Below are 23,212 nucleotides of genomic sequence, written 5' to 3'. Positions count from 1 at the left end.
ATTCGCTGGATAGTCGAACGGCTCCTGCTTGAATCGACAACACGGCCCGCTAATTTTTTGGCCGCCGCTCCCACAGGGTTTTGTGTTGTTCAAAGGAAGGAGGGCGGCAAGTTGTATCCAATTATTGTCGCCGATGCGTGACAATTTGTTTTTGCCATAGGTCGTAGGACAATTTCGTGGTTAACTTCTGCCTCGTCAAAAACTCTCCACCACCACGTCAGAAGGACTCCGTTCATGGCTCAAGTCACTCTTAAAGGCAACCCGGTTCAAGTCAACGGCCAACTGCCTCAAGCCGGCTCGAAGGCGCCAGCCTTTTCCCTGGTTGCCGGCAATCTGTCCGACGTCACCCTCAAAGACTTTGCCGGCAAGCGCAAAGTGCTGAACATCTTCCCAAGCGTCGATACCCCGACCTGCGCCACTTCCGTGCGTCAGTTCAACGCCAAGGCCGGCGACGTCGCCAACACTGTCGTGCTGTGCATCTCCGCTGACCTGCCGTTCGCCCAAGCCCGTTTCTGCGGCGCCGAAGGCCTGGAAAACGTACAGAACCTGTCGACCCTGCGCGGCGCCGAGTTCATCGAAAACTACGGTGTTGCCATCGCTGACGGCCCGCTCAAAGGCCTGACCGCCCGTGCCGTTGTGGTACTGGACGAGAACGACAACGTGCTGCACAGCGAGCTGGTTGGCGAAATCGCTGACGAGCCGAACTACGAAGCGGCACTTGCTGTTCTGAAATAAGCGTAGCTTTTACACTTATTAACGGCCTGGCTCTGTCCAGGCCGTTTTCATTTGTGCTTCAGTGTCTTACAGAAAACTCCTGTTACGTAAGCCGAAGGTAAATTGCCGGTAAAGGCGCTTTGCTTAAGAGCCGCCAGTGCTTATCGTTCAGCCTCATGTAAAACAAGCCCACGCGCCCAATGGTTGATCTCTCAATGCAATCCTCCGCTTCCCGTAATCCCCGTCGCTGGCTGTTTGGCCTGCTCGTCCTGTTGGTCATCGCCGCCCTGTGCTGGAAGTTCTGGCCCGATGGCGCTGTCCCGAAAGAAGGGGCGGGACAGAAAGCCACGGCCGGGCACACTGGCCGGCCGGGCGGGATGCGGCCGGGGTTCGGCGGTGCTTCAGGGCCGGTTCCGGTGCGCGTCGCCCCGGCGGTCAAGGGTGATTTCCCGCTGTACTACAAGGCGCTGGGCACCGTCACGGCGTTGAACACCATCAATGTGCGCAGCCGCGTTGGCGGTGAACTGATGAAGATCAATTTCGAAGAGGGGCAGATGGTCAAGGCTGGCGACCTGCTCGCCGAGATCGATCCGCGTCCGTACCAGAACGCCTTGCTGCAGGCTGAAGGCACCTTGTTGCAGAACCAGGCGCAATTGAAAAACGCCCAGGTCGATGTCGAGCGCTATCGCGGCCTGTACCGCGAAGACAGCATCGCCAAGCAAACCCTGGACACCGCAGAAGCGCTGGTCGGTCAATACATGGGCACGGTCAAGACCAATCAGGCGGCGGTCAACGACGCCAAGCTCAATCTCGAATTCACCAAGATCCGCGCACCCATTGCCGGACGCGTCGGCCTGCGCCAATTGGACGTGGGTAATCTGGTCGCGGCGAACGACACCACGGCGCTGGTGATCATCACCCAGACCCAGCCGATCAGTGTGGCCTTCACGCTGCCGGAAAACAGCCTCGAAACCGTGCTCGCCCGTTATCGCAGCGGTGCCAAACTGCCCGCCGAAGCCTGGGATCGCGGTGACACCAAACTGCAAGCCACTGGCGTATTGCAGAGCCTGGACAACCAGATCGACGTCACCACCGGCACCCTGAAATTCAAGGCCCGCTACGAGAACCGCGATCAGTCGCTGTTCCCCAATCAGTTCGTCAACGTTCGCTTACTGGCCGATACGCTCAAAAACGTCGTGTTGGCACCGTCCGCCGCGATCCAGTTTGGCACCAACGGCACGTTCGTCTATGCCCTCGACGGTGACAAAAAGGTCAAGATTCGCCAGTTGAAAATCGGTGCCAGCGACGGCACCAACACCGTCGTCACCGAAGGCCTGGTCGCAGGTGATCGCGTGGTGCTGGAGGGCACTGACCGTCTGAAGGAGGGCAGTGAAGTCGAAGTGGTCAACGACAGCCAGGACGTACCCGCCACGCCAACCGGACAGCTGCAAGGCAAGTCGGCAGCCACTGCGCCTGAGCCGGCAACCACCGACAAGGCGAAAAAGGGCGGCGCATGAATCTCTCGCGGCTGTTCATTCTTCGCCCGGTAGCCACCACCCTGAGCATGCTGGCCATTATCCTGGCCGGTATCATCGCTTATCGGCTGCTGCCGGTGTCGGCACTGCCTCAGGTCGATTACCCGACCATTCGCGTCATGACGCTGTACCCCGGCGCCAGTCCGGACGTCATGACGAGCGCCGTGACCGCGCCGCTGGAGCGGCAGTTCGGGCAAATGCCCGGCCTGACGCAAATGGCATCCACCAGTTCCGGCGGTGCGTCGGTGCTGACCCTGCGTTTCAGCCTCGACATCAACATGGACGTGGCCGAGCAGCAAGTGCAGGCGGCGATCAACGCGGCCACTAACCTGCTGCCCAAGGATTTGCCGGCGCCACCGGTGTACAACAAGGTCAACCCGGCCGACACCCCGGTGCTGACGCTGGCGATCACCTCCAAGACCATGTTGTTGCCCAAGCTCAATGACCTGGTCGACACCCGCATGGCGCAGAAAATCGCCCAGATCAGCGGCGTCGGCATGGTCAGCATTGCCGGCGGTCAACGTCAGGCGGTGCGGATCAAGGTCAACCCCGAGGCGCTGGCTGCCAATGGCCTGAACCTGTCGGACGTGCGCACTCTGATCGGCGCGTCCAACGTCAATCAGCCCAAAGGCAACTTCGACGGCCCGACCCGGGTGTCGATGCTCGATGCCAACGACCAACTGACCTCGCCGAAGGATTACGCCAACCTGATCCTGGCTTACGCCAATGGCGCGCCGTTGCGGCTCAAGGACGTCGCGGAAATCGTCGACGGTGCCGAAAACGAGCGGCTGGCCGCGTGGGCCAATGAAAATCAGGCCGTGCTGCTGAACATCCAGCGTCAGCCCGGCGCCAACGTCATCGAAGTGGTCGACCGGATCAAGGCCCTGTTGCCAAGCATCACTGACAACCTGCCGGCCGGTCTCGACGTCGTGGTACTGACCGACCGCACCCAAACCATCCGCGCCTCGGTCAAGGACGTGCAGCACGAATTGCTGATCGCCATTGCCCTGGTGGTCATGGTCACGTTTCTGTTTTTGCGCCGGGCCAGCGCGACGATCATTCCGTCGGTCGCCGTGCCGTTGTCGTTGATCGGCACGTTCGGCGTGATGTACCTGGCGGGGTTTTCGGTCAATAACCTGACCCTGATGGCGCTGACCATCGCCACCGGTTTTGTGGTGGACGACGCAATCGTCATGCTGGAGAACATTTCCCGGTACATCGAAGAAGGCGACAGCCCGCTGAACGCGGCGCTCAAGGGCGCCAAGCAGATCGGCTTTACCCTGATTTCCCTGACCCTGTCGCTGATCGCCGTGCTGATCCCGCTGCTGTTCATGGCCGATGTGGTCGGGCGGTTGTTCCGTGAGTTTGCGATCACCCTGGCGGTGGCGATCCTGATCTCTCTCGTCGTATCCCTGACCCTGACCCCGATGATGTGCGCACGCTTGCTCAAGCGCGAACCCAAGGAAGAAGAGCAGGGCCGTTTCTACTGCGCCAGCGGTGCGTTCATCGACTGGATGATCGCTGCCTACGGGCGCAAGTTGCAGTGGGTGCTCAAGCACCAGCCGCTGACGTTGCTGGTGGCTATCGGCACGTTGGCGCTGACAGTGGTCCTGTACATGGTGGTGCCCAAGGGCTTTTTCCCGGTGCAGGACACCGGCGTGATCCAGGGGATTTCCGAGGCGCCGCAATCGATTTCCTTTGCGGCCATGAGCGAGCGCCAGCAGGAACTGGCCAAGGTCATCCTTGCCGACCCTGCGGTCGAGAGCCTGTCGTCCTACATCGGCGTGGATGGCGACAACTCGACACTCAACAGCGGTCGCCTGCTGATCAACCTCAAGTCTCACAGCAATCGCGATCTGACGGCGCCCGAGGTGATCGCTCGTCTGCAACCGGAAGTGGACAAACTGGTGGGCATCCGCCTGTTCATGCAGCCGGTGCAGGATCTGACCATCGAGGATCGCGTCAGCCGTACGCAGTACCAATTCAGCATGTCGTCGCCGGATTCAGAACTGTTGAGCCAGTGGAGCGGGCGTCTGGTGGACGCCCTGGTAGATCGCCCGGAGTTGGCCGATGTCGCCAGCGATTTGCAGGACAAGGGCTTGCAGGTCTATCTGGTGATCGACCGTGATGCGGCCTCGCGGGTCGGGGTGTCGGTGTCGAACATCACCGATGCGCTGTACGACGCTTTTGGTCAGCGACAGATTTCGACGATCTACACCCAGGCCAGCCAGTATCGCGTGGTGCTGCAATCGCAGTCGGGTGAAAAGATCGGCCCGCAGGCGCTTGACCAGATCCACGTCAAGACCACCGATGGCGGACAGGTGCGCCTGTCCAGCCTGGCGCACATCGAAGAGCGCCAGGCACAACTGGCGATCACCCACATCGGCCAGTTCCCGGCGGTGATGATGTCCTTCAACCTCGCACCCGGCGTGGCATTGGGGCATGCGGTGGAGATCATCGAGCAAGTGCAGAAGGACATCGGCATGCCGATTGGCGTGCAGACCCAGTTCCAGGGCGCGGCCGAGGCATTCCAGGCGTCGTTGTCGAGTACCTTGCTGCTGATTCTGGCGGCGGTAGTGACCATGTACATCGTGCTCGGTGTGCTCTACGAGAGCTACATCCACCCGATCACCATTCTCTCGACCCTGCCATCGGCGGCGGTCGGTGCGCTGCTGGCGTTGATCCTCAGCGGCAACGACCTGGGCATGATCGCGATCATCGGCATCATCCTGTTGATCGGCATCGTGAAAAAGAACGCGATCATGATGATCGACTTCGCCCTCGACGCCGAGCGCAATCAGGGCATGGACCCGGAAACGGCGATCTACCAGGCAGCGCTGTTGCGTTTCCGACCGATTCTGATGACCACCCTGGCGGCGTTGTTCGGTGCGGTGCCGTTGATGCTGGCCACCGGTTCTGGCGCGGAGCTGCGTCAGCCGTTGGGTCTGGTGATGGTGGGTGGCTTGTTGCTGAGCCAGGTGCTGACCCTGTTTACCACCCCGGTGATCTACCTGTATTTCGACCGCCTCGGTCGCCGCTGGGGGCGCAAACCTGAGTCCGTGGAAGCGGTAGAGCAGCCATGAACCTGTCCGGACCTTTCATCAAACGCCCGGTCGCGACCATGTTGTTGAGCCTGGCAATCATGCTGCTGGGTGGGGTGAGCTTCGGCCTGTTGCCAGTTTCACCGCTGCCGCAAATGGACTTCCCGGTGATCGTGGTGCAAGCCAGCCTGCCCGGTGCGAGCCCGGAGGTCATGGCGTCGACCGTGGCCACGCCGCTGGAGCGTTCCTTCGGCGCCATCGCCGGGGTCAACACCATGAGCAGCCGCTCCAGCCAGGGCTCGACCCGGGTGATCCTGCAATTCGACCTGGACCGCGACATCAACGGCGCGGCGCGGGAAGTGCAGGCGGCGATCAATGCCTCGCGCAACCTGCTGCCCAGCGGGATGCGCAGCATGCCGACCTACAAGAAGGTCAACCCGTCCCAGGCGCCGATCATGGTGCTGTCGCTGACTTCGGACGTGCTGGAAAAAGGCCAGCTCTACGACCTGGCCTCGACCATCCTGTCCCAGAGCCTGTCGCAAGTGCAGGGCGTGGGCGAAGTGCAGATCGGCGGCAGCTCCCTGCCGGCGGTGCGCATCGAGCTCGAGCCGCAGGCGCTGAACCAGTACGGCGTGGCGCTGGACGATGTGCGCAACACCATCGCCAATGCCAACGTGCGCCGACCCAAGGGTTCGGTGGAGGACGGCCAGCGTTTATGGCAGGTGCAGGCCAACGACCAGTTGGAAAAAGCCAAGGACTACGAGTCGCTGATCATCCATTACGCCGACGGCGCGGCCCTGCGTCTGAAGGATGTGGCCAAGGTCAGCGATGGCGTCGAAGACCGTTACAACAGCGGTTTCTTCAACGACGACTCTGCGGTACTGCTGGTGATCAACCGGCAGGCCGGTGCCAACATCATCGAGACCGTCAACGAGATCAAGGCCCAGTTGCCGGCGTTGCAGGCCGTGCTGCCCGCCAGCGTCAAACTGAACCTGGCCATGGACCGCTCGCCGGTGATCAAGGCCACGCTGCACGAAGCGGAAATGACCCTGCTGATCGCCGTGGCGTTGGTAATCCTGGTGGTGTTCCTGTTTCTCGGTAACTTCCGCGCCTCGCTGATCCCGACCCTGGCGGTGCCGGTGTCGCTGGTGGGTACCTTTGCGGTGATGTACCTCTACGGTTTCTCGCTGAACAACCTGTCGCTGATGGCGCTGATCCTCGCCACGGGGCTGGTGGTGGACGATGCCATCGTGGTGCTGGAAAACATCTCCCGGCACATAGACAAAGGCGTGCCGCCGATGAAAGCCGCGTACCTCGGCGCCCAGGAAGTCGGTTTCACGTTGCTGTCGATGAACGTCTCGCTGGTGGCGGTATTCCTGTCGATCCTGTTCATGGGCGGCATCATTGAAAGTCTGTTTCGCGAGTTTTCCATCACCCTCGCGGCTTCCATCGTGGTGTCGCTGATCGTTTCGCTGACCCTGACACCGATGCTCTGCGCCCGCTGGCTCAAGCCGCATACGCCGGGGCAGGAAAACCGGCTGCAACGCTGGAGTCAGAGCGCCAACGAGTGGATGGTCGGTAAATACGCCACGAGCCTGGACTGGGTGTTGCGTCACCGGCTCCTGACGTTGCTCAGTCTATTCGTAACAATTGGCGTTAATATCGCGCTGTATGTTGTTGTTCCTAAAACATTTCTTCCGCAACAAGATACAGGGCAGCTGATCGGTTTCGTGCGCGGTGACGACGGTCTGTCGTTCAGTGTGATGCAGCCGAAAATGGAAATTTTCCGTCGTGCGGTGTTGAAGGACGAGGCGGTCGAAAGCGTTGCCGGTTTCATCGGCGGCAGCAACGGCACCAATAACGCCTTCATGCTCGTGCGCCTGAAACCGATCAAGGAACGCAGCATCTCGGCGCAGAAAGTCATCGAACGCTTGCGCAAGGAAATGCCCAAGGTGCCGGGTGCGCAGTTGATGCTGATGGCCGACCAGGACCTGCAATTTGGCGGTGGCCGTGAGCAAACCTCGTCCCAATACTCCTACATCCTGCAGAGTGGCGATCTGAGCGCGTTGCGCGAGTGGTATCCGAAAGTCGTGACGGCGCTCAAGGCCTTGCCGGAGCTGACGGCGATTGATGCCCGCGAAGGGCGGGGTGCCCAGCAAGTGACGCTGATTGTCGATCGCGATCAAGCCAAACGCCTGGGCGTCGACATGGACATGGTCACCTCGGTGCTGAACAACGCCTACAGCCAGCGGCAGATTTCGACGATCTACGACAGCCTCAACCAGTATCAGGTGGTGATGGAGGTCAATCCGAAGTACGCCCAGGACCCGATCACCCTCAAGCAGGTTCAGGTGATCACCGCCGACGGTGCGCGAATTCCGTTGTCGACCATCGCCCATTACGAAAACAGTCTGGAAAATGACCGGGTCAGCCACGAAGGCCAGTTCGCCTCGGAAAGCATTGCCTTCGACATGGCTGCGGGCGTGACCGTGGAGCAGGGCAGTGCCGCCATTGAGCGTGCGATTGCCAAGGTCGGTCTGCCGGAAGACGTGATCGCGAAAATGGCCGGCACGGCCGACGCCTTCGCTGCGACCCAGAAAAGTCAGCCGTGGATGATTCTCGGCGCACTGGTGGCGGTGTATCTGGTGCTGGGTGTGCTGTATGAAAGCTACATCCACCCGCTGACCATTCTTTCGACGTTGCCTTCAGCCGGGGTTGGCGCGCTGCTGTCGATCTATGTGCTGGGCGGCGAATTCAGTCTGATTTCGTTGCTCGGGTTGTTCCTGCTGATTGGCGTGGTGAAGAAAAACGCCATTCTGATGATCGACCTGGCGCTGCAACTGGAACGGCATCAAGGGCTGGAGCCGCTGGAGTCGATTCGCAGTGCCTGCCTGCAACGTTTGCGGCCCATTCTGATGACCACGCTGGCGGCGATCCTCGGTGCCTTGCCGTTGTTGCTGAGCCGCGCCGAAGGCGCCGAGATGCGCCAGCCCCTGGGCCTGACGATCATCGGCGGGCTGATTTTCAGCCAGGTCCTGACCCTTTACACCACCCCGGTGGTTTACCTCTATCTCGACAAACTGCGCCATCGCTTCAACCGCTGGCGTGGGGTGCGTACCGATGCTGCTCTGGAAACTCCGCTATGACTGACCGTTCGCTTATCCATTTGGCCACTGTACGGGGCTCGCGATTGTTGAGCCTTTCACTGTGCATGGTCATGCTCAGTGCCTGCGCCATCGGCCCGGACTATGAGCGTCCGCAAGCCGCCGACCCCGTGCAGTACAAGGCTGCCGAGGGCTGGAGCCAGGCCAATCCGAGTGATGCACTCATTCGCGGCGCGTGGTGGGAGTTGTATGGCGACCGGCAGCTCAATGGCCTGGTCGAGAAACTCAACAGCGCCAACCAGACCGTGGCGCAGTCCGAAGCCCAGTACCGTCAGGCCCAGGCGCTGGTGCGCAGTGCGCGGGGGGCGTTTTTCCCGACAGTGGACCTGTCGCTCGGGAAAAACCGCTCCAGCCAAGGCACCGGCAGCAGTAGTTCGAGCCTGACCAGTTCTTCCAGCGGTATCCGTGACACCTACACCGCCGAGGCCGGTGTGAGTTGGGAAGCGGATGTCTGGGGTAAATTGCGTCGCGGTCTGGAAGCCGACACCGCCAACGCCCAGGCCAGTTTCGCCGACCTGGCGGCCATGCGCCTCAGCCAGCAGTCGGAGTTGGTGCAGAACTATCTGCAATTGCGCGTGATCGACGAGCAGAAACGCTTGCTGGAAGCCACCGTCGAGGCATATCAGCGTTCGCTGAAAATGACCGAAAACCAGTATCGCGCCGGGGTTTCCGGCAAGGACGCGGTGGCCCAGGCGCAAACGCAGCTCAAGAGCACCGAGGCTGATCTGGTTGACTTGATCTGGCAGCGCGCCCAGTTCGAGAACGCTATCGCGGTGTTGATCGGCTTGCCGCCGGCCGAATTCGGCCTGGCAGAAACCCGAGACATTCCGCAGTTGCCACAGGTGCCGCTGAACCTGCCTTCGCAGCTGCTGGAACGGCGTCCGGACATTGCGTCCGCCGAACGCTCGGTGATCGCCGCCAACGCCAACATCGGCGTGGCGAAAGCCGCTTACTACCCGGACTTTACGTTGAACCTGAACGGCGGCTATAGCAGCAGCACTTCGAAAGATTTGTTCAGTGTGCCCAACCGCTTCTGGTCGGTCGGCCCGCAACTGGCGATGACCTTGTTCGACGGTGGCCAGCGCTCGGCGGAGGTCGATCGCAGTGAAGCCGCCTACGATGAGACCGTGGCCAAATACCGCCAGACCGTGCTCGACGGTTTGCGCGAAGTGGAAAATTACCTGGTTCAACTCAAGGTGTTGCAGGATGAAGCCGTCGTGCGCCAACAGGCGCTGGATGCGGCCCGTGAGTCGCTGCGATTGACTCAGAACCAATACAAGGCCGGTTTGATCGCCTACCTCGATGTCGTGGTGACCCAGGCTTCGGCGCTGAACAATGAGCGCAGTGCACTGGATCTGCAGCAAAGTCGACTGATCGCCAGTGTGCAGTTGATTGCCGCGCTGGGCGGCGGGTGGGATGGGCAGCTTGATGTAAGCGACACCAAGTGACAACACTGTGTGAGGCTGCTTGTCTGTGGCGAGGGAGCGTGCTCCCGCTGGGCTGCGAAGCGGCCCTCGAAATTATCAGTCAGCCAGCATTTTGCGCCCGCTTCGCGCTCGAACCGGGGCAAGCCCCCTCGCCACAAAGGGGTCTGGCTCGGTCACTCCAGCAGTAAAACAAGCGTTTCATCGGACTAATGGCCTTTTGCTTATATTGTGAGTGCGTTCCCTTTTGGAATCAGTACAATCGTGCCATTTGCACCCCCGAGAACGGACGCAATACGGCGGTGATTTCGAGACGTCTCCATGCTCATCGGTAGCTATTCACCCACGCTGGTCATCATTTCCCTCTGTGTAGCGATTCTCGCGTCCTATACCGCGCTGGACCTCACCGGTCGCATTGCCACCGCCAAGGGGCGGGCCGTGCATTTATGGACGACGGGCGGCGCCATCGCCATGGGTATCGGCGTGTGGTCGATGCACTTTATCGGCATGCTCGCGTTCAAGCTGCCGATTGACCTGGGGTACGACATCGCCCTTACGTCGCTGTCCTTGTTGATCGGTGTGCTCTCCAGCGGTTTCGCCCTGTGGCTGGTCAGCCGGCCGAAACTGCCGGCCTGGCAATTGGGGTTCGGCGCGCTGGTGATGGGCGCAGGAATCAGCGCGATGCATTACACCGGCATGGCGGCGATGCGCATGCAGCCGGGGATCGATTACGACCCGACGCTGTTTGGCGCCTCCTTGCTGATCGCCGTGGGCGCTTCGGGTGCGGCGTTGTGGATCGCCTTTCACCTGCGCCAGCACACGCCTCATGTGCGTTTGATCCGTGGTGGCGCCGCCGTGATCATGGGCATTGCCATTGTCGGCATGCACTACACCGGCATGGCCGCGGCGCGTTTTGCCGACGGCAGTTTTTGCGGGGCGGCGGTCAATGGTTTGAACGGCAATGGCCTGGATAATCTGGTGCTGATCACCACGCTGGCGGTGTTGAGTATCGCCTTGCTGACGTCGATTCTCGATGCGCGTCTGGAGGCCCGCACCGCCAGCCTGGCCCTGTCGCTGACCGAAGCCAACCGTGAGCTGACCCAACTGGCCCTGCATGACACCCTGACCGGGCTGCCGAACCGGATACTGCTCGCCGACCGTATCGATCAGGCCATGTCACGGGTGCAGGAAGAGGGCGGCTGTTTTGCCTTGATGTTCATCGATCTGGACGGGTTCAAGCCGGTCAATGATGCCTTCGGACATCACATGGGTGATCTGTTGTTGTGTGAGGTGGCGGCGCGTCTGCGTGAAGACTTGCGCAGTCACGACACCCTGGCGCGGATCGGTGGTGATGAGTTTGTGTTACTGGTGCAGTTGAACGAGCAGGACGACGCTTTGAACCTCGCGGCGCGTCAGGTCAGTTTGATCGCACGGTCCTTCCGCGTCACCGAGCATGATCTGCACATCTCCGCCAGCGTCGGTATCGCGCTCTTCCCGGGCAACGGCCAAACTGCCCAGGATTTGCTGATGAACGCCGACGCGGCGATGTATCACGCCAAAGGGGCGGGTAAAAACGGTTATAGCTTCTTCGATGTCTCGATGAACAGTAATGCGCGCCGGCAATTGCAACTGCTGCAGGATTTGCGCAACGCCCTGGAGCTTCGAGAGTTCAGCCTGTATTACCAGCCGAAGTTCGATGCGAGCAATGGCCAGCCAATCGGTGCCGAGGCCCTGTTGCGCTGGCAACACCCGACCCAGGGGATGCTGTTGCCGGACAAGTTCATCGATCTGGCGGAAAAGACCGGCCTGATCATTCCAATTGGCGAGTGGGTGCTCAATGAAGCTTGCCGACAAATGCGCGAGTGGTACGTGCTGGGTTACACCGACTGGCGCATCGCGGTGAACCTGTCGGCCATCCAGTTCTGTCACGCCGGTCTGGTGCAGAGCGTCGCCAAAGCACTGGCCACGCACCATCTGCCGGCCAACAGCCTGACCCTGGAAATCACCGAAACCACCGCCATGAACGACGCCGATGCCAGCATGACGGTGCTTCAGGAACTGTCGGACATGGGCGTTGACCTGTCGATCGATGACTTTGGCACCGGTTATTCGAGCCTGATGTACCTCAAGCGCTTGCCGGCCAATGAGCTGAAGATCGATCGCGGATTTGTCCGTGACCTGGAACGTGACAGCGATGACGCGGCCATTGTGTCGGCCATCGTTGCGCTGGGGCAGGCGTTGGGGTTGCGCATTGTTGCCGAGGGTGTGGAAACCGGTGTCCAGCAGGACTTCCTGACTCAGCTGGGGTGCGATTCGCTGCAAGGCTACTTGCTCGGCCACCCGTTGCCGGCTGAGCACTTCATGATGGAAATCCACCGTGCAGAGCAGCTCGTCGCCAGTCAAGTGTTGATGTGAGGCCATGCAAAACTCTGAATCACGGTTATTCTGAACCTCGACTGCTTACGCTTGGACTAGGGGAAAAGCTCGCATGGATAAAGTCATCGTCATTACCGGCGGCAGCCGCGGCATCGGTGCTGCCACCGCCCTGTTGGCAGCCTCGAAGGGCTATCGGATCTGCATCAACTATCTGGCCGATGAGCAGGCCGCTCACGCTGTGCTGGAGCAAGTCCGCGCCCTCGGCGCGCAAGCCATCGCGGTGCGCGCGGATGTCAGCATTGAAGACGAAGTCATCGCGCTGTTTAACCGGGTGGACGCCGAACTGGGGCGGGTCACGGCACTGGTGAACAACGCCGGCACGGTCGGACAAAAGTCCCGGGTCGAGGAAATGTCCGAATTCCGTATTCTCAAAATCCTCAAGACCAACGTTCTGGCGCCGATGCTGTGCGCCAAGCACGCGGTCCTGCGCATGTCGCCCAGACACGGCGGGCAGGGCGGCAGCATCGTCAATGTGTCGTCGGTGGCGGCGCGCCTGGGGTCACCCAATGAATATGTCGACTACGCCGCCTCCAAAGGGGCGCTGGACACCTTCACCATCGGCCTGTCCAAGGAAGTGGCGGGCGAGGGGATTCGTGTCAATGCGGTGCGCCCTGGCTACATCTACACCGATTTCCATGCGTTGAGCGGCGATCCGGATCGGGTCAGCAAGCTCGAATCGGCCATTCCGATGGCGCGGGGCGGGCGGCCGGATGAAGTGGCGGAAGCGATTGTCTGGTTGTTGTCGGACAAGGCGTCTTATGCGACGGGGACGTTTGTTGATTTGGGGGGTGGGCGCTAAACCCCGGGATTGGTGTTGTCAGTGCCGGCCTCATCGCGAGCATGCTCGTTCCTACAGTGGGTTTGTGGTGTTCACAGATAACCCTGCAGGAGCGAACTTGCTCTTATCAGAACGACCGCACAATCCGCCCCAACGTCTCCATCGCCTTCTCCGAATCCTCAGTCCACGGACTGCCGTAATTCAGCCGAATACAGTTTCTGAAGCGCTGCGTCGGTGAAAAGATCGGCCCCGGTGCAATGCTGATGCCTTGCGCCAGCGCCATCTGAAACAACTTCAACGAATCCATTTGCTCCGGCAACTCCAGCCACAGAAAGTAGCCGCCGGCCGGTTGGCTGACGCGCGTCTGCGCCGGGAAGTACCGGGCGATGGCGGCGAGCATGGCGCTTTGCTGATCTTCCAATGCGTGACGCAGTTTGCGCAGGTGCCGGTCGTAACCGCCGTGTTGCAGATAATCGGCAATGGCGGCCTGGGCCGGCATTGAGGCGCACAGCGAAGTCATGAGTTTCAGGCGTTCGATTTTCTGTGCGTAGCGCCCGGCCGCGACCCAGCCGATGCGGTATCCAGGGGCCAGGCTTTTGGCGAACGAACCGCAGTGCATCACCAGGCCTTCGGTATCAAATGCCTTGGCCGGTTTCGGGGCTTGCTGGCCGTAATACAGTTCGGCGTAGACATCGTCTTCAATCAGCGGCACTTCATGGCGGCGCAACAACTCGACCAGTGCCTGTTTCTTCGCCTCGGGCATGGTCGCGCCCATGGGGTTCTGGAAACTGGTCATGCACCAGCAAACCTTGATCGGGTGGCGCTCCAGGGTTTGCGCGAGCACGCCGAGGTCAATGCCGTCGCGCGGGTGCACGGGGATTTCCACGGCTTTGAGTTTCAGGCGTTCCAATACTTGCAGGCAGGCATAGAACGCCGGGGCTTCGATGGCGACCAGGTCGCCGGGTTCGGTGACCGCTTGCAGGCACAGGTTCAACGCTTCGAGCGCACCGTTGGTGATCAGCAGTTCTTCCATGGGCAGCATCAGGCCGCCGACCATGTAGCGCAGGGCGATTTGCCGGCGCAGTTGCGGGTTGCCCGGCGACATGTCGGTGACGACCATGCGCGGGTCCATCTCGCGGGTGGCGCTGGCCAGGGAGCGGGACAAGCGTTGCAGGGGAAACAGGGTCGGGCTGGGGAACGCCGAGCCGAAGGGTACGGTGTTCGGGTCCTTGATCGAGTCCAGCACCGAGAACACCAGTTCGCTGACATCGACCTCAGTGGATTCGTTGACCTCGCTGCTGATCACCGGCTCGGAAAACTGACTGGGCGTGTGCGCATTGACGAAATACCCGGAGCGAGGCCGGGCGCGGATCAGGCCGCGACGCTCCAGCAGGTAATAGGCCTGGAACACCGTGGACGGGCTGACGCCATAAGTCTGGCTGGCATACCGCACCGACGGTACGCGGTGGCCAGGGCCAAGAACGCCGGAGCGGATCAGTTCAGCGATGTCGTCGGCGAATTTTTCGTAGCGTTTCATCGATTGCCCGCAATGGAAGAATGTCGAACGGGTTCTGTGGCGAGGGAGCTTGCTCCCGCTGGGGTGCGAAGCGCCCCTCAAACCTGCTGGCAGGGTGTATCAGGCGAGCTCGCGTTCAACGCTTTGCGTCTGCTGCGCAGCCGAACGGGAGCAAGCTCCCTCGCCACAAAGGTCAGTATCTTACTGGCTCAACGATTCATCGGCGCAACAAACCGGCTCTTCGCCACGCTGTAAATGCCTGGTTCATCGCTGTCTTCAACCTTGAACTCGATGCTCTGCGAACCGCTGGCCGGGCGTTCGGTGGTCATCGCCACTGACACCGGCACATCGACAATCTCGCCCGGTGCCAGGCTCAGGTCGGTTTTGCCCTGCAACTGGAAGCCGTCGCCCTCGACGAGAGACAGTCGGTAGTCCTGATGCTGTTGAGTTTTGTTGATCACCTTCAGGCTGTAGATGTTTTCGATCTGGCCCAGGCTGTTCTCGCGGAACAGACCACGGTCCTTGCTGACATCGAGTGAGACCATCGGCCGTTCCACGAGCGCAATCACCAGCGCAGCGATCATCACCAGCAGTACGGCGGTGTAGCCGATCAGCCGAGGACGCAGCAGATGTGTCTTGCCACCCTGCAACTGATGTTCCGAGGTGTAGCTGATCAACCCGCGCTCGTAGCCCATTTTGTCCATGATCGAATCGCAGGCATCAATGCACGCCGCACAGCCGATGCATTCCATCTGCAAACCATCGCGGATATCGATGCCGGTCGGGCAGACCTGCACGCAGAGCTGGCAATCGATGCAATCGCCCAGGCCGACGTCGGCGGGTTTGACCTCGCGTTTGCGCGGGCCACGGTTTTCGCCGCGCGCCACGTCGTAGGAAATGGTCAGGGTGTCTTTGTCGAACATCACGCTCTGGAAACGCGCATACGGACACATGTGCATGCACACCGCTTCGCGCAGCCAGCCGGCGTTGATGTAGGTCGCGCCGGTAAAAAACAGCACCCAGAACAGACTGACCCCACTCATTTGCAAGGTCAGCAGTTCTTCGGCCAGCGGCCGGATCGGTGTGAAGTAGCCGACGAAGGTCAGGCCGGTCAGCAGGCTGATTGCCAGCCACAGCGTGTGCTTGGCCGAGCGGCGCATCAGTTTGTTCAGATTCCAGGGCGCTGCTTGCAGTTTGATCCGCTGATTGCGTTCGCCCTCGGTGATTTTCTCGCACCACATGAAAATCCACGTCCAGGAGCTCTGCGGGCAGGTGTAACCACACCAGACACGACCGGCAAACACCGTGATCGCAAACAGACCAAACGCGGCGATGATCAACAGCGCGGACAGCAGGATGAAATCCTGCGGCCAGAACGTGGCGCCGAAAATATGGAACTTGCTTTCGGAAAGGTCCCAGAGCACTGCCTGGCGGCCACCCCAGTTCAACCACACGGTGCCGAAGAACAGCAAAAACAGAACGCCGGCGCCACTCAGGCGCAGGGTACGAAACAGACCGGTAAAGCTGCGGGTGTGGATCAGGTTGTCGCTGGATTTGGCCTTGATCTTATGCGTGGGTAAAGGCTCGAATGTTTCTACGGTTCGGACGGGGATTCTTTCGCTCATGGTCTTTCGCTCATCAGCCTCCATCAGGCGTGAGCAACTATGCGCGGCGATCTGTTTGCATAACAGACTCAGGTAATCCAATAAAAAGCGGATCAGATGGGCTGTAAGCGCCTGCCTGCGTCAACTTGAAGCATCTGTCGCAAGCGTTTGCGGCGGTGTTGATCAAGCTCGGTCAAATCACCGAATGACTGTCCGTCTCTTTCAAGTGCCGACGGCCGTCCACCGCGCCTGCTACGGTCAATGCATCGGCTTCTGCTTCGGTGATGTAGATGCGCTGGCCTTCGAGGTCCACGGCAGACATGGATTTCTCAGCATCGGTGATGATCGTGACGTCCGGGCAAAGTCGGATTTCTTCGCCATTGTTTGTGATGAAAAAGCACGTCTGGTTTTCGATGCGCACGGTCATGGAGGAATCCTTTTTTCGGGGGAACCTGAAGTGTCAGGCCGCAACGGCGAGGTATCGTTCTATGCAACCGATTAATGGTCGGCGCGGTCCACCCTCTAACAGTCATTCACAGGGTCAAACGCGATGAACGCTTGGTGGCATGAAGTGTGGGTAACCCTGCAAGCCGAGTTCACCGACATCGGCGACGCCTCGCAATTGACGCGGGTAACCGTGCGTTTGCTGATGGCCGCGGTATTGGGCGGGATTCTCGGGTTTGAACGCGAGCATCAGGGCAAGGCTGCCGGTGTTCGCACCCACATGTTGGTGGCGATGGGGGCGGCGCTGTTTGTATTGGTGCCGCAGATGTCAGGTTCCCAGGCCGATGCCATGAGCCGGGTGGTACAGGGCGTTATTGCCGGGATCGGGTTTCTCGGCGCCGGCACCATTCTGAAAAACCACGAAGGGGATGAAGGCCACGTCAAAGGCCTGACCACCGCCGCAGGGTTGTGGATGACCGCTGCCATTGGCGTCGCGGCCGGATTAGGGCGCGAAGCCACGGCGGTGCTCAGTACGTTGTTGGCGTTGGGGGTGTTCAGCCTGATGCCGCGAATCGTAAAAGTGTTTGAAAAGAATCACACCCCGTAGCCGCAGCCTTCGGCAGGTCTACCGGTCAAGGTTTCACGATGACCGGCGGCATTGTCGGTGGCGGTTCTTCGCGGGGTGGCGGGTTGGTGCCGGGCGGGTCCTTTTCAGGGATCGGTTGTGGATCGCTGGGCGGTATCACCGGGTTGTCGATGTTGGGATCGGGGGTTTCAGCGGGGAAGGGATTGTTCATTGTTTAGCCTCCAGTGGCACATGGCGTGAGTCGTGCTTAAGTTGGATGACGCCTCTTATAGGGGTTGACCGCCCGGCGATGGATTTGATTCCCACCCGATTGTGCTGAACTTTTCCCGACGCCTGTTGCTCGGAATCTAAGTGAGTCCATCCCGGGGCGGATCGCCCGGCAGGGATGTTCAACAGCCACACGCGCGTCCATGGGGCGTAAGGAGAGAAGCTCGATGACGGCCGAAAAACCCACGGAGTTGAGCTACAACCCGCACATGCCGCTGTCGCAGGCGTTGTTGCTGCCGCGCATTGTCATTGAAAACACCATGCCGACCCTCGAAGGCGGGCAGTTCGCAGTCAAGGCCGTGGTGGGGCAGGACGTGGTGGTGACCGCCAAGGTGTTTGCCGACGGCCACGACAAATTGGCGGTGCGGGTGCGCTGGCATGCCGAAGGCGAGGACACCTGGCAAAGCGATGTCATGGCCGACGTGGGCAATAACGGTTGGCAGGGTCGATTCCGTGTCCCCCTGCAGGGCCGTTATCTGTTTTGCATCGAGGCCTGGATCGATCAGTTCGCCAGTTTCCGTTACGAACTGGAAAAGAAGCACGCCGCCGCGGTGCCGGTCAGTCTGGAATTGCAGGAAGGCCGGCTTCACGTTCAGCAAGCCGCCGAACGCTCGGAAGGTCAGCTCAGCGAGCAACTCGCGGCGCTGCACCATGAACTCTCAGGCCTGCTCGAAACCGAGCAGGTCGCGCTGTTTCTGCACCAGCGTAGCGCCGGCCTGATGGCCCAGGCCGATCATCGCGCCTACCTCAGTCTGAGTCCTGAATACCCACTGGATGTTGAGCGTGAATTGGCGCAATTCGCCAGTTGGTATGAGCTGTTCCCCCGATCGATCACTGACGATCCGGCCCGCCACGGCACCTTCAACGATGTGCACTCACGGCTGGCGATGATCCAGGACATGGGTTTCGACGTGCTGTACTTTCCGCCGATTCACCCCATTGGGCGCAGCTACCGCAAAGGCCCGAACAATTCCCTCACCGCCGGCCCCGATGATCCGGGCAGCCCCTATGCCATAGGCAGCGAGGAGGGCGGGCACGAGGCGATTCATTCACAGCTGGGCTCGCGCGAAGACTTCCGGCGTTTGGTCGCGGAGGCCGCGGCCCATGGCCTGGAGATTGCCCTCGATTTTGCCATTCAGTGTTCCCAGGATCATCCGTGGCTCAAGCAACATCCCGGCTGGTTCAACTGGCGGCCCGACGGCACGATCAAATACGCGGAAAACCCGCCGAAGAAATACCAGGACATCGTCAACGTCGACTTCTATGCCGTCGAGGCGATTCCCAGCCTCTGGATCGAATTGCGCGACATCGTGGTGGGATGGGTCGAGGAAGGCGTGAAAATTTTCCGCGTCGACAACCCGCACACCAAGCCGTTGCCGTTCTGGCAGTGGCTGATTGCTGATGTGCGGGCGCTCTACCCGGACGTGATCTTTCTTGCTGAAGCGTTCACCACGCCGGCGATGATGGCGCGGCTGGGCAAGGTCGGTTATTCCCAGAGCTACACCTATTTCACCTGGCGCAACACCAAGTCCGAGCTGGCGACCTACTTCACCGAACTCAATCAATCGCCGTGGCGTGAATGCTACCGGCCGAATTTTTTCGTCAATACCCCGGACATCAACCCGGCCTTTCTTCACGAGTCCGGTCGCCCCGGTTTTCTCATTCGCGCGGTACTGGCGACCATGGGCTCGGGCCTGTGGGGCATGTATTCCGGTTTCGAGCTCTGCGAATCCGCACCGGTACCGGGCAAGGAGGAATACCTCGACTCGGAGAAGTACGAGATCCGTCCCCGGGACTTCAATGCACCGGGCAACATCATTGCCGAGATCGCCCAGCTCAACCGCATCCGCCGCCAGAACCCGGCGTTGCACACGCATTTGGGCCTGAAAATCTACAACGCCTGGAATGACAACATTCTTTACTTCGGCAAACGCAGCGCCGATGGCAGCAACTTCATTCTGGTGGCGGTCAGCCTTGATCCGCATAACGTCCAGGAGGCGAATTTCGAGTTGCCGTTGTGGGAAATGGGCTTGCCCGACGACGCCAATACCCAGGGCGAAGACTTGATGAACGGCCATCGCTGGACGTGGCACGGCAAGTACCAGTTCATGCGGATCGACCCGGCGTATCAACCCTTCGGGATTTGGCGGATTAGCGCCTTTTGAGAACACCACAACCTCTGTGGCGAGGGAGCTTGCTCCCGCTCGGCTGCGAAGCAGTCGTCAAACCAGAGGCGCGATAACACTGACGAAATGTAAGGGGTTGCTGCGCAACCCAGCGGGAGCAAGCTCCCTCGCCACGAAAGCGGATTCGCCGACCTGGGGGTCTGCAGTGGCTTCACTTTCACCAGGAGTTTCAAATGGCGAAGAAACCCAAAGCAGCCACCTTCATCAAGGACCCGCTCTGGTACAAGGATGCGGTGATCTATCAGGTTCACGTTAAATCCTATTTCGACTCCAACAACGACGGAATCGGCGACTTTCCCGGCCTGATCGCCAAGCTCGATTACATCGCCGATCTGGGCGTCAACACCATCTGGCTGTTGCCGTTCTACCCGTCGCCCCGTCGCGATGACGGCTACGACATTGCCGAATACCGCGGTGTGCACAGCGACTACGGGACCATGTCCGACGCCAAGCGCTTCATCGCCGAGGCGCATAAACGTGGCCTGCGGGTGATTACCGAACTGGTCATCAACCACACGTCTGACCAGCACGCCTGGTTCCAGCGAGCGCGCAAGGCCAAAAAAGGCTCGGCGGCGCGGGATTTCTACGTGTGGTCCGATGACGATCAAAAATACGACGGTACCCGCATCATCTTTCTCGACACCGAGAAGTCCAACTGGACCTGGGACCCGGTCGCCGGCCAGTACTTCTGGCACCGTTTCTACTCCCACCAGCCAGACCTCAATTTCGATAACCCGCAGGTGATGAAAGCGGTGCTGTCGGTCATGCGTTACTGGCTCGACATGGGCATCGACGGCCTACGGTTGGACGCCATTCCCTACCTGATCGAGCGCGACGGCACCAACAACGAAAACCTGCCGGAAACCCATGACGTCCTGAAAAAGATCCGCGCTGAAATCGACGCCAATTACCCCGACCGCATGCTGCTGGCCGAGGCCAATCAATGGCCCGAAGACACGCAGTTGTATTTCGGCGACTCCGACAAGAAAGGCCTGAACGGCGATGAATGCCACATGGCGTTTCATTTTCCGTTGATGCCGCGCATGTACATGGCACTGGCGCAGGAAGATCGCTTCCCGATCACCGACATTCTGCGCCAGACACCGGATATTCCTGCCAACTGCCAGTGGGCCATTTTCCTGCGCAACCACGATGAGCTGACCCTGGAAATGGTCACCGACAAGGAGCGCGACTACCTGTGGAATTACTACGCCGCTGACCGTCGTGCGCGAATCAACCTGGGGATTCGCCGCCGTCTCGCGCCGTTGATGGAGCGCGATCGTCGCCGCGTGGAGCTGCTCAACAGCCTGCTGCTGTCGATGCCCGGCACGCCGACCCTGTATTACGGCGATGAAATCGGCATGGGCGACAACATCTACCTCGGCGACCGCGACGGGGTGCGCACACCCATGCAGTGGTCGATCGACCGCAACGGCGGTTTCTCCCGGGCCGACCCGGCCAGCCTGGTGTTGCCGCCGATTCTCGACCCGCAGTACGGCTACCTGTCGGTCAACGTTGAAACCCAGGCCGGCGATCCGCATTCACTATTGAACTGGACCCGGCGTCTGCTCGCCGTGCGCAAGCAATCCAAGGCGTTCGGGCGCGGGACATTGAAGATGCTGTCGCCGAGCAATCGGCGGATTCTGGCGTACACCCGCGAATACACCGGGCCGGACGGCAAGTACGAAATCATTCTGTGCGTGGCCAACGTATCACGCAGTGCCCAGGCGGCAGAGCTGGACTTGTCGGCCTACGTCGGCATGGTGCCGGTGGAGATGCTGGGCGGTAACGCGTTCCCGCCCATCGGTCAGTTGAGTTTCCTGCTGACGCTGCCGCCCTACGGTTTCTACTGGTTCGGCCTGGCGGCAGAAAACCAGATGCCGAGCTGGCACGTGGAACCGGCGCAAAGCCTGCCGGACTTCACCACGCTGGTGCTGAAACAACGCATGGAAGAACTGCTCGAAGCGCCGTCCCGCACCACGCTGGAGCAGCAGATCCTGCCGAGCTGGTTGCAGAACCGCCGCTGGTTCGCCGGCAAGGATACGGCCATCGAACAGGTGAATCTGGCCTACGGCGTGCGTTTCGGCGATTCGGAACATCCGGTGTTGCTCAGTGAAGTCGAAGTCACCAGCGCTGGGCAGACCAGCCGTTACCTGTTGCCGTTCGGCTTTATTCCGGAGGAGCAGGTCGGCGCGGCGCTGCCGCAGCAATTGGCCCTGTCTCGGGTTCGGCGCGTGCGTCAGGTTGGCTTGATCACGGATGCCTTCAGTCTGGAAACCTTTGTCCACGCCGTGCTGCAAGGCATTCAGGCCGGCACGGTGTTGCAGTCGAGCGAGGGTGACATTCGCTTCGAAGCCACCGCCGAGCTGGAAAAATTTGGCCTGAACGCCGAATCGCCGGTGCGTTATCTGTCCGCCGAGCAATCCAACAGTTCCGTGGTGATCGGCAACAGCCTGGTGTTGAAGCTGATCCGCAAAGTTGCATCCGGCGTGCACCCGGAACTGGAAATGAGCGCCTGCCTGACGGCAGCGGGCTTCCAGCATATTTCGCCGCTGCTGGGTGCCGTGGTGCGTCGCGATGGTGCCGGTGAAGACAATTTGCTGATGATCGCCCAAGGCTATTTGAGCAATCAGGGCGACGCTTGGGAATGGACGCAGAACAACCTCGAGCGGGCACTGCGCGATGAGCTGGCTGATGCCGTGTCCGAACAGGCACAGCATTACAACGCGCTCGGTGAATTGAAAGATTTCGCCGGCATGCTGGGCCAGCGCCTGGGGGAAATGCATCAGGTGCTGGCGGCGCCGAGTGCCAACCCGGACTTTGCGCCGCAGGTCACTACACAGAAAGATGCACTGGCTTCGGCCAAGCACGTTGCGGCACAAATCGAGCATGCGTTGACGTTGCTCAAGCATCATCAAAACGAACTGGACCCGGCGGACAAAACCCTGGTCAGCCGTTTGCTGGACAACAAAAAAGCCATCCTCGGGCATGTCCAGGCATTGGGCAAAAAGACCGCGGGTGGCTTGCGGATTCGCGTGCATGGCGATTTGCATTTGGGGCAGGTGCTGGTGATCAAGGGCGATGCGTACCTGATCGACTTCGAGGGCGAACCGGCACGACCGCTGCATGAACGAAGGGCCAAACACAGCCCCTACAAAGATGTCAGCGGCGTGTTGCGCTCCTTCGACTACGCTGCGGCGATGACGATGAACGTGCACAGCGTCGACAACACCGCAGTCGCCGATGCGGCACGCGTGCGGGTTGCCGAGCGCTACTTGAAGGAGGCGCGGAAGTCGTTCGTCGACGCTTATCGGCTAGCGGCTGCCGGTCTTGGCCATGCATGGCAAGATCCGGACAGTGAAGATGCCGCGCTGGCGTTGTTCGGTTTGGAGAAAGCGGCGTATGAAGTAGCCTACGAGGCTGAGAATCGCCCGACCTGGCTACCTGTGCCGTTGCACGGTTTGTATGGATTACTGAGTGGGCTTAAACCCTTTTCCGATCTTGGTGGAGAGTAGTC

Annotated in this window: 14 protein-coding genes; 10 read left to right on the top strand and 4 right to left on the bottom strand. The window is 60.4% G+C overall.

The features are described from left to right. Positions 1 to 234 precede the first annotated feature (234 nt). The 7 genes from tpx to QYH43_RS04435 all read left to right on the top strand — a co-directional run bounded on the left by tpx (position 235) and on the right by QYH43_RS04435 (position 13,113). On the top strand, positions 235 to 735 hold the full coding sequence (gene tpx / locus QYH43_RS04465; RefSeq protein ID WP_095060144.1) for a thiol peroxidase: 501 nt from the start codon (positions 235 to 237) through the stop codon (positions 733 to 735). 179 nt (positions 736 to 914) lie between these two features. Beyond that, complete coding sequence (locus QYH43_RS04460) at positions 915 to 2,231, top strand: MdtA/MuxA family multidrug efflux RND transporter periplasmic adaptor subunit (protein ID WP_095060142.1); 1,317 nt, start codon at positions 915 to 917, stop codon at positions 2,229 to 2,231. Beyond that, positions 2,228 to 5,332: an MdtB/MuxB family multidrug efflux RND transporter permease subunit gene (locus QYH43_RS04455; RefSeq protein ID WP_301156505.1), complete on the top strand. Its 3,105-nt coding sequence runs from the start codon at positions 2,228 to 2,230 to the stop codon at positions 5,330 to 5,332. The genes QYH43_RS04460 and QYH43_RS04455 overlap by 4 nt, the downstream gene beginning before the upstream one ends. Continuing rightward, entirely contained in the window at positions 5,329 to 8,436 is a 3,108-nt protein-coding gene (locus QYH43_RS04450) for an efflux RND transporter permease subunit (RefSeq protein ID WP_301156504.1), read from the top strand. Before QYH43_RS04455 ends, QYH43_RS04450 begins: the two co-directional genes overlap by 4 nt. Further along, positions 8,433 to 9,902: an efflux transporter outer membrane subunit gene (locus QYH43_RS04445; RefSeq protein WP_095060139.1), complete on the top strand. Its 1,470-nt coding sequence runs from the start codon at positions 8,433 to 8,435 to the stop codon at positions 9,900 to 9,902. The genes QYH43_RS04450 and QYH43_RS04445 overlap by 4 nt, the downstream gene beginning before the upstream one ends. A gap of 297 nt (positions 9,903 to 10,199) precedes the next feature. Then, on the top strand, positions 10,200 to 12,293 hold the full coding sequence (locus tag QYH43_RS04440) for a bifunctional diguanylate cyclase/phosphodiesterase (protein ID WP_095060138.1): 2,094 nt from the start codon (positions 10,200 to 10,202) through the stop codon (positions 12,291 to 12,293). Positions 12,294 to 12,366: 73 nt separating this feature from the next. Continuing rightward, on the top strand, positions 12,367 to 13,113 hold the full coding sequence (locus tag QYH43_RS04435) for an SDR family oxidoreductase (RefSeq protein ID WP_095060137.1): 747 nt from the start codon (positions 12,367 to 12,369) through the stop codon (positions 13,111 to 13,113). Positions 13,114 to 13,219: 106 nt separating this feature from the next. On the opposite strand, the gene mapR is transcribed toward QYH43_RS04435, so the two are convergent. From mapR to QYH43_RS04420, 3 genes are all read right to left on the bottom strand, one after another. Continuing rightward, positions 13,220 to 14,629 (bottom strand): GntR family transcriptional regulator MpaR, encoded by a 1,410-nt coding sequence (mapR, locus tag QYH43_RS04430; RefSeq protein ID WP_095060136.1) that lies wholly within the window; start codon positions 14,627 to 14,629, stop codon positions 13,220 to 13,222. A gap of 188 nt (positions 14,630 to 14,817) precedes the next feature. Beyond that, a complete protein-coding gene (gene ccoG, locus QYH43_RS04425; RefSeq protein ID WP_301156503.1) occupies positions 14,818 to 16,233 on the bottom strand; it encodes a cytochrome c oxidase accessory protein CcoG in 1,416 nt (471 codons plus the stop codon). Positions 16,234 to 16,405: 172 nt separating this feature from the next. Then, positions 16,406 to 16,639: a DUF3203 family protein gene (locus tag QYH43_RS04420; protein WP_095060133.1), complete on the bottom strand. Its 234-nt coding sequence runs from the start codon at positions 16,637 to 16,639 to the stop codon at positions 16,406 to 16,408. A gap of 123 nt (positions 16,640 to 16,762) precedes the next feature. Here QYH43_RS04420 and QYH43_RS04415 point away from each other — a divergent pair, with 123 nt between their 5' ends. Further along, complete coding sequence (locus QYH43_RS04415; RefSeq protein WP_301156502.1) at positions 16,763 to 17,263, top strand: MgtC/SapB family protein; 501 nt, start codon at positions 16,763 to 16,765, stop codon at positions 17,261 to 17,263. A gap of 25 nt (positions 17,264 to 17,288) precedes the next feature. Here the strand turns inward: QYH43_RS04415 and QYH43_RS04410 are convergent, their stop codons facing one another. Continuing rightward, complete coding sequence (locus QYH43_RS04410; RefSeq protein ID WP_177408846.1) at positions 17,289 to 17,453, bottom strand: hypothetical protein; 165 nt, start codon at positions 17,451 to 17,453, stop codon at positions 17,289 to 17,291. A 223-nt stretch (positions 17,454 to 17,676) separates the two neighbouring features. Between QYH43_RS04410 and QYH43_RS04405 the strand changes: the two genes are divergently transcribed. Both QYH43_RS04405 and treS read left to right on the top strand, forming a co-directional pair. Beyond that, entirely contained in the window at positions 17,677 to 19,674 is a 1,998-nt protein-coding gene (locus QYH43_RS04405; protein WP_301156501.1) for an alpha-1,4-glucan--maltose-1-phosphate maltosyltransferase, read from the top strand. A 194-nt stretch (positions 19,675 to 19,868) separates the two neighbouring features. Then, the gene (treS, locus tag QYH43_RS04400; protein WP_301156500.1) at positions 19,869 to 23,210 is read left to right on the top strand and encodes a maltose alpha-D-glucosyltransferase; all 3,342 of its coding nucleotides are present in this window, start codon (positions 19,869 to 19,871) and stop codon (positions 23,208 to 23,210) included. Positions 23,211 to 23,212: the final 2 nt, after the last annotated feature.

The organism is Pseudomonas sp. C32 (assembly GCF_030417915.1).
Lineage (GTDB): Bacteria > Pseudomonadota > Gammaproteobacteria > Pseudomonadales > Pseudomonadaceae > Aquipseudomonas.
This window is presented reverse-complemented; position numbering and strand designations above follow the sequence as displayed.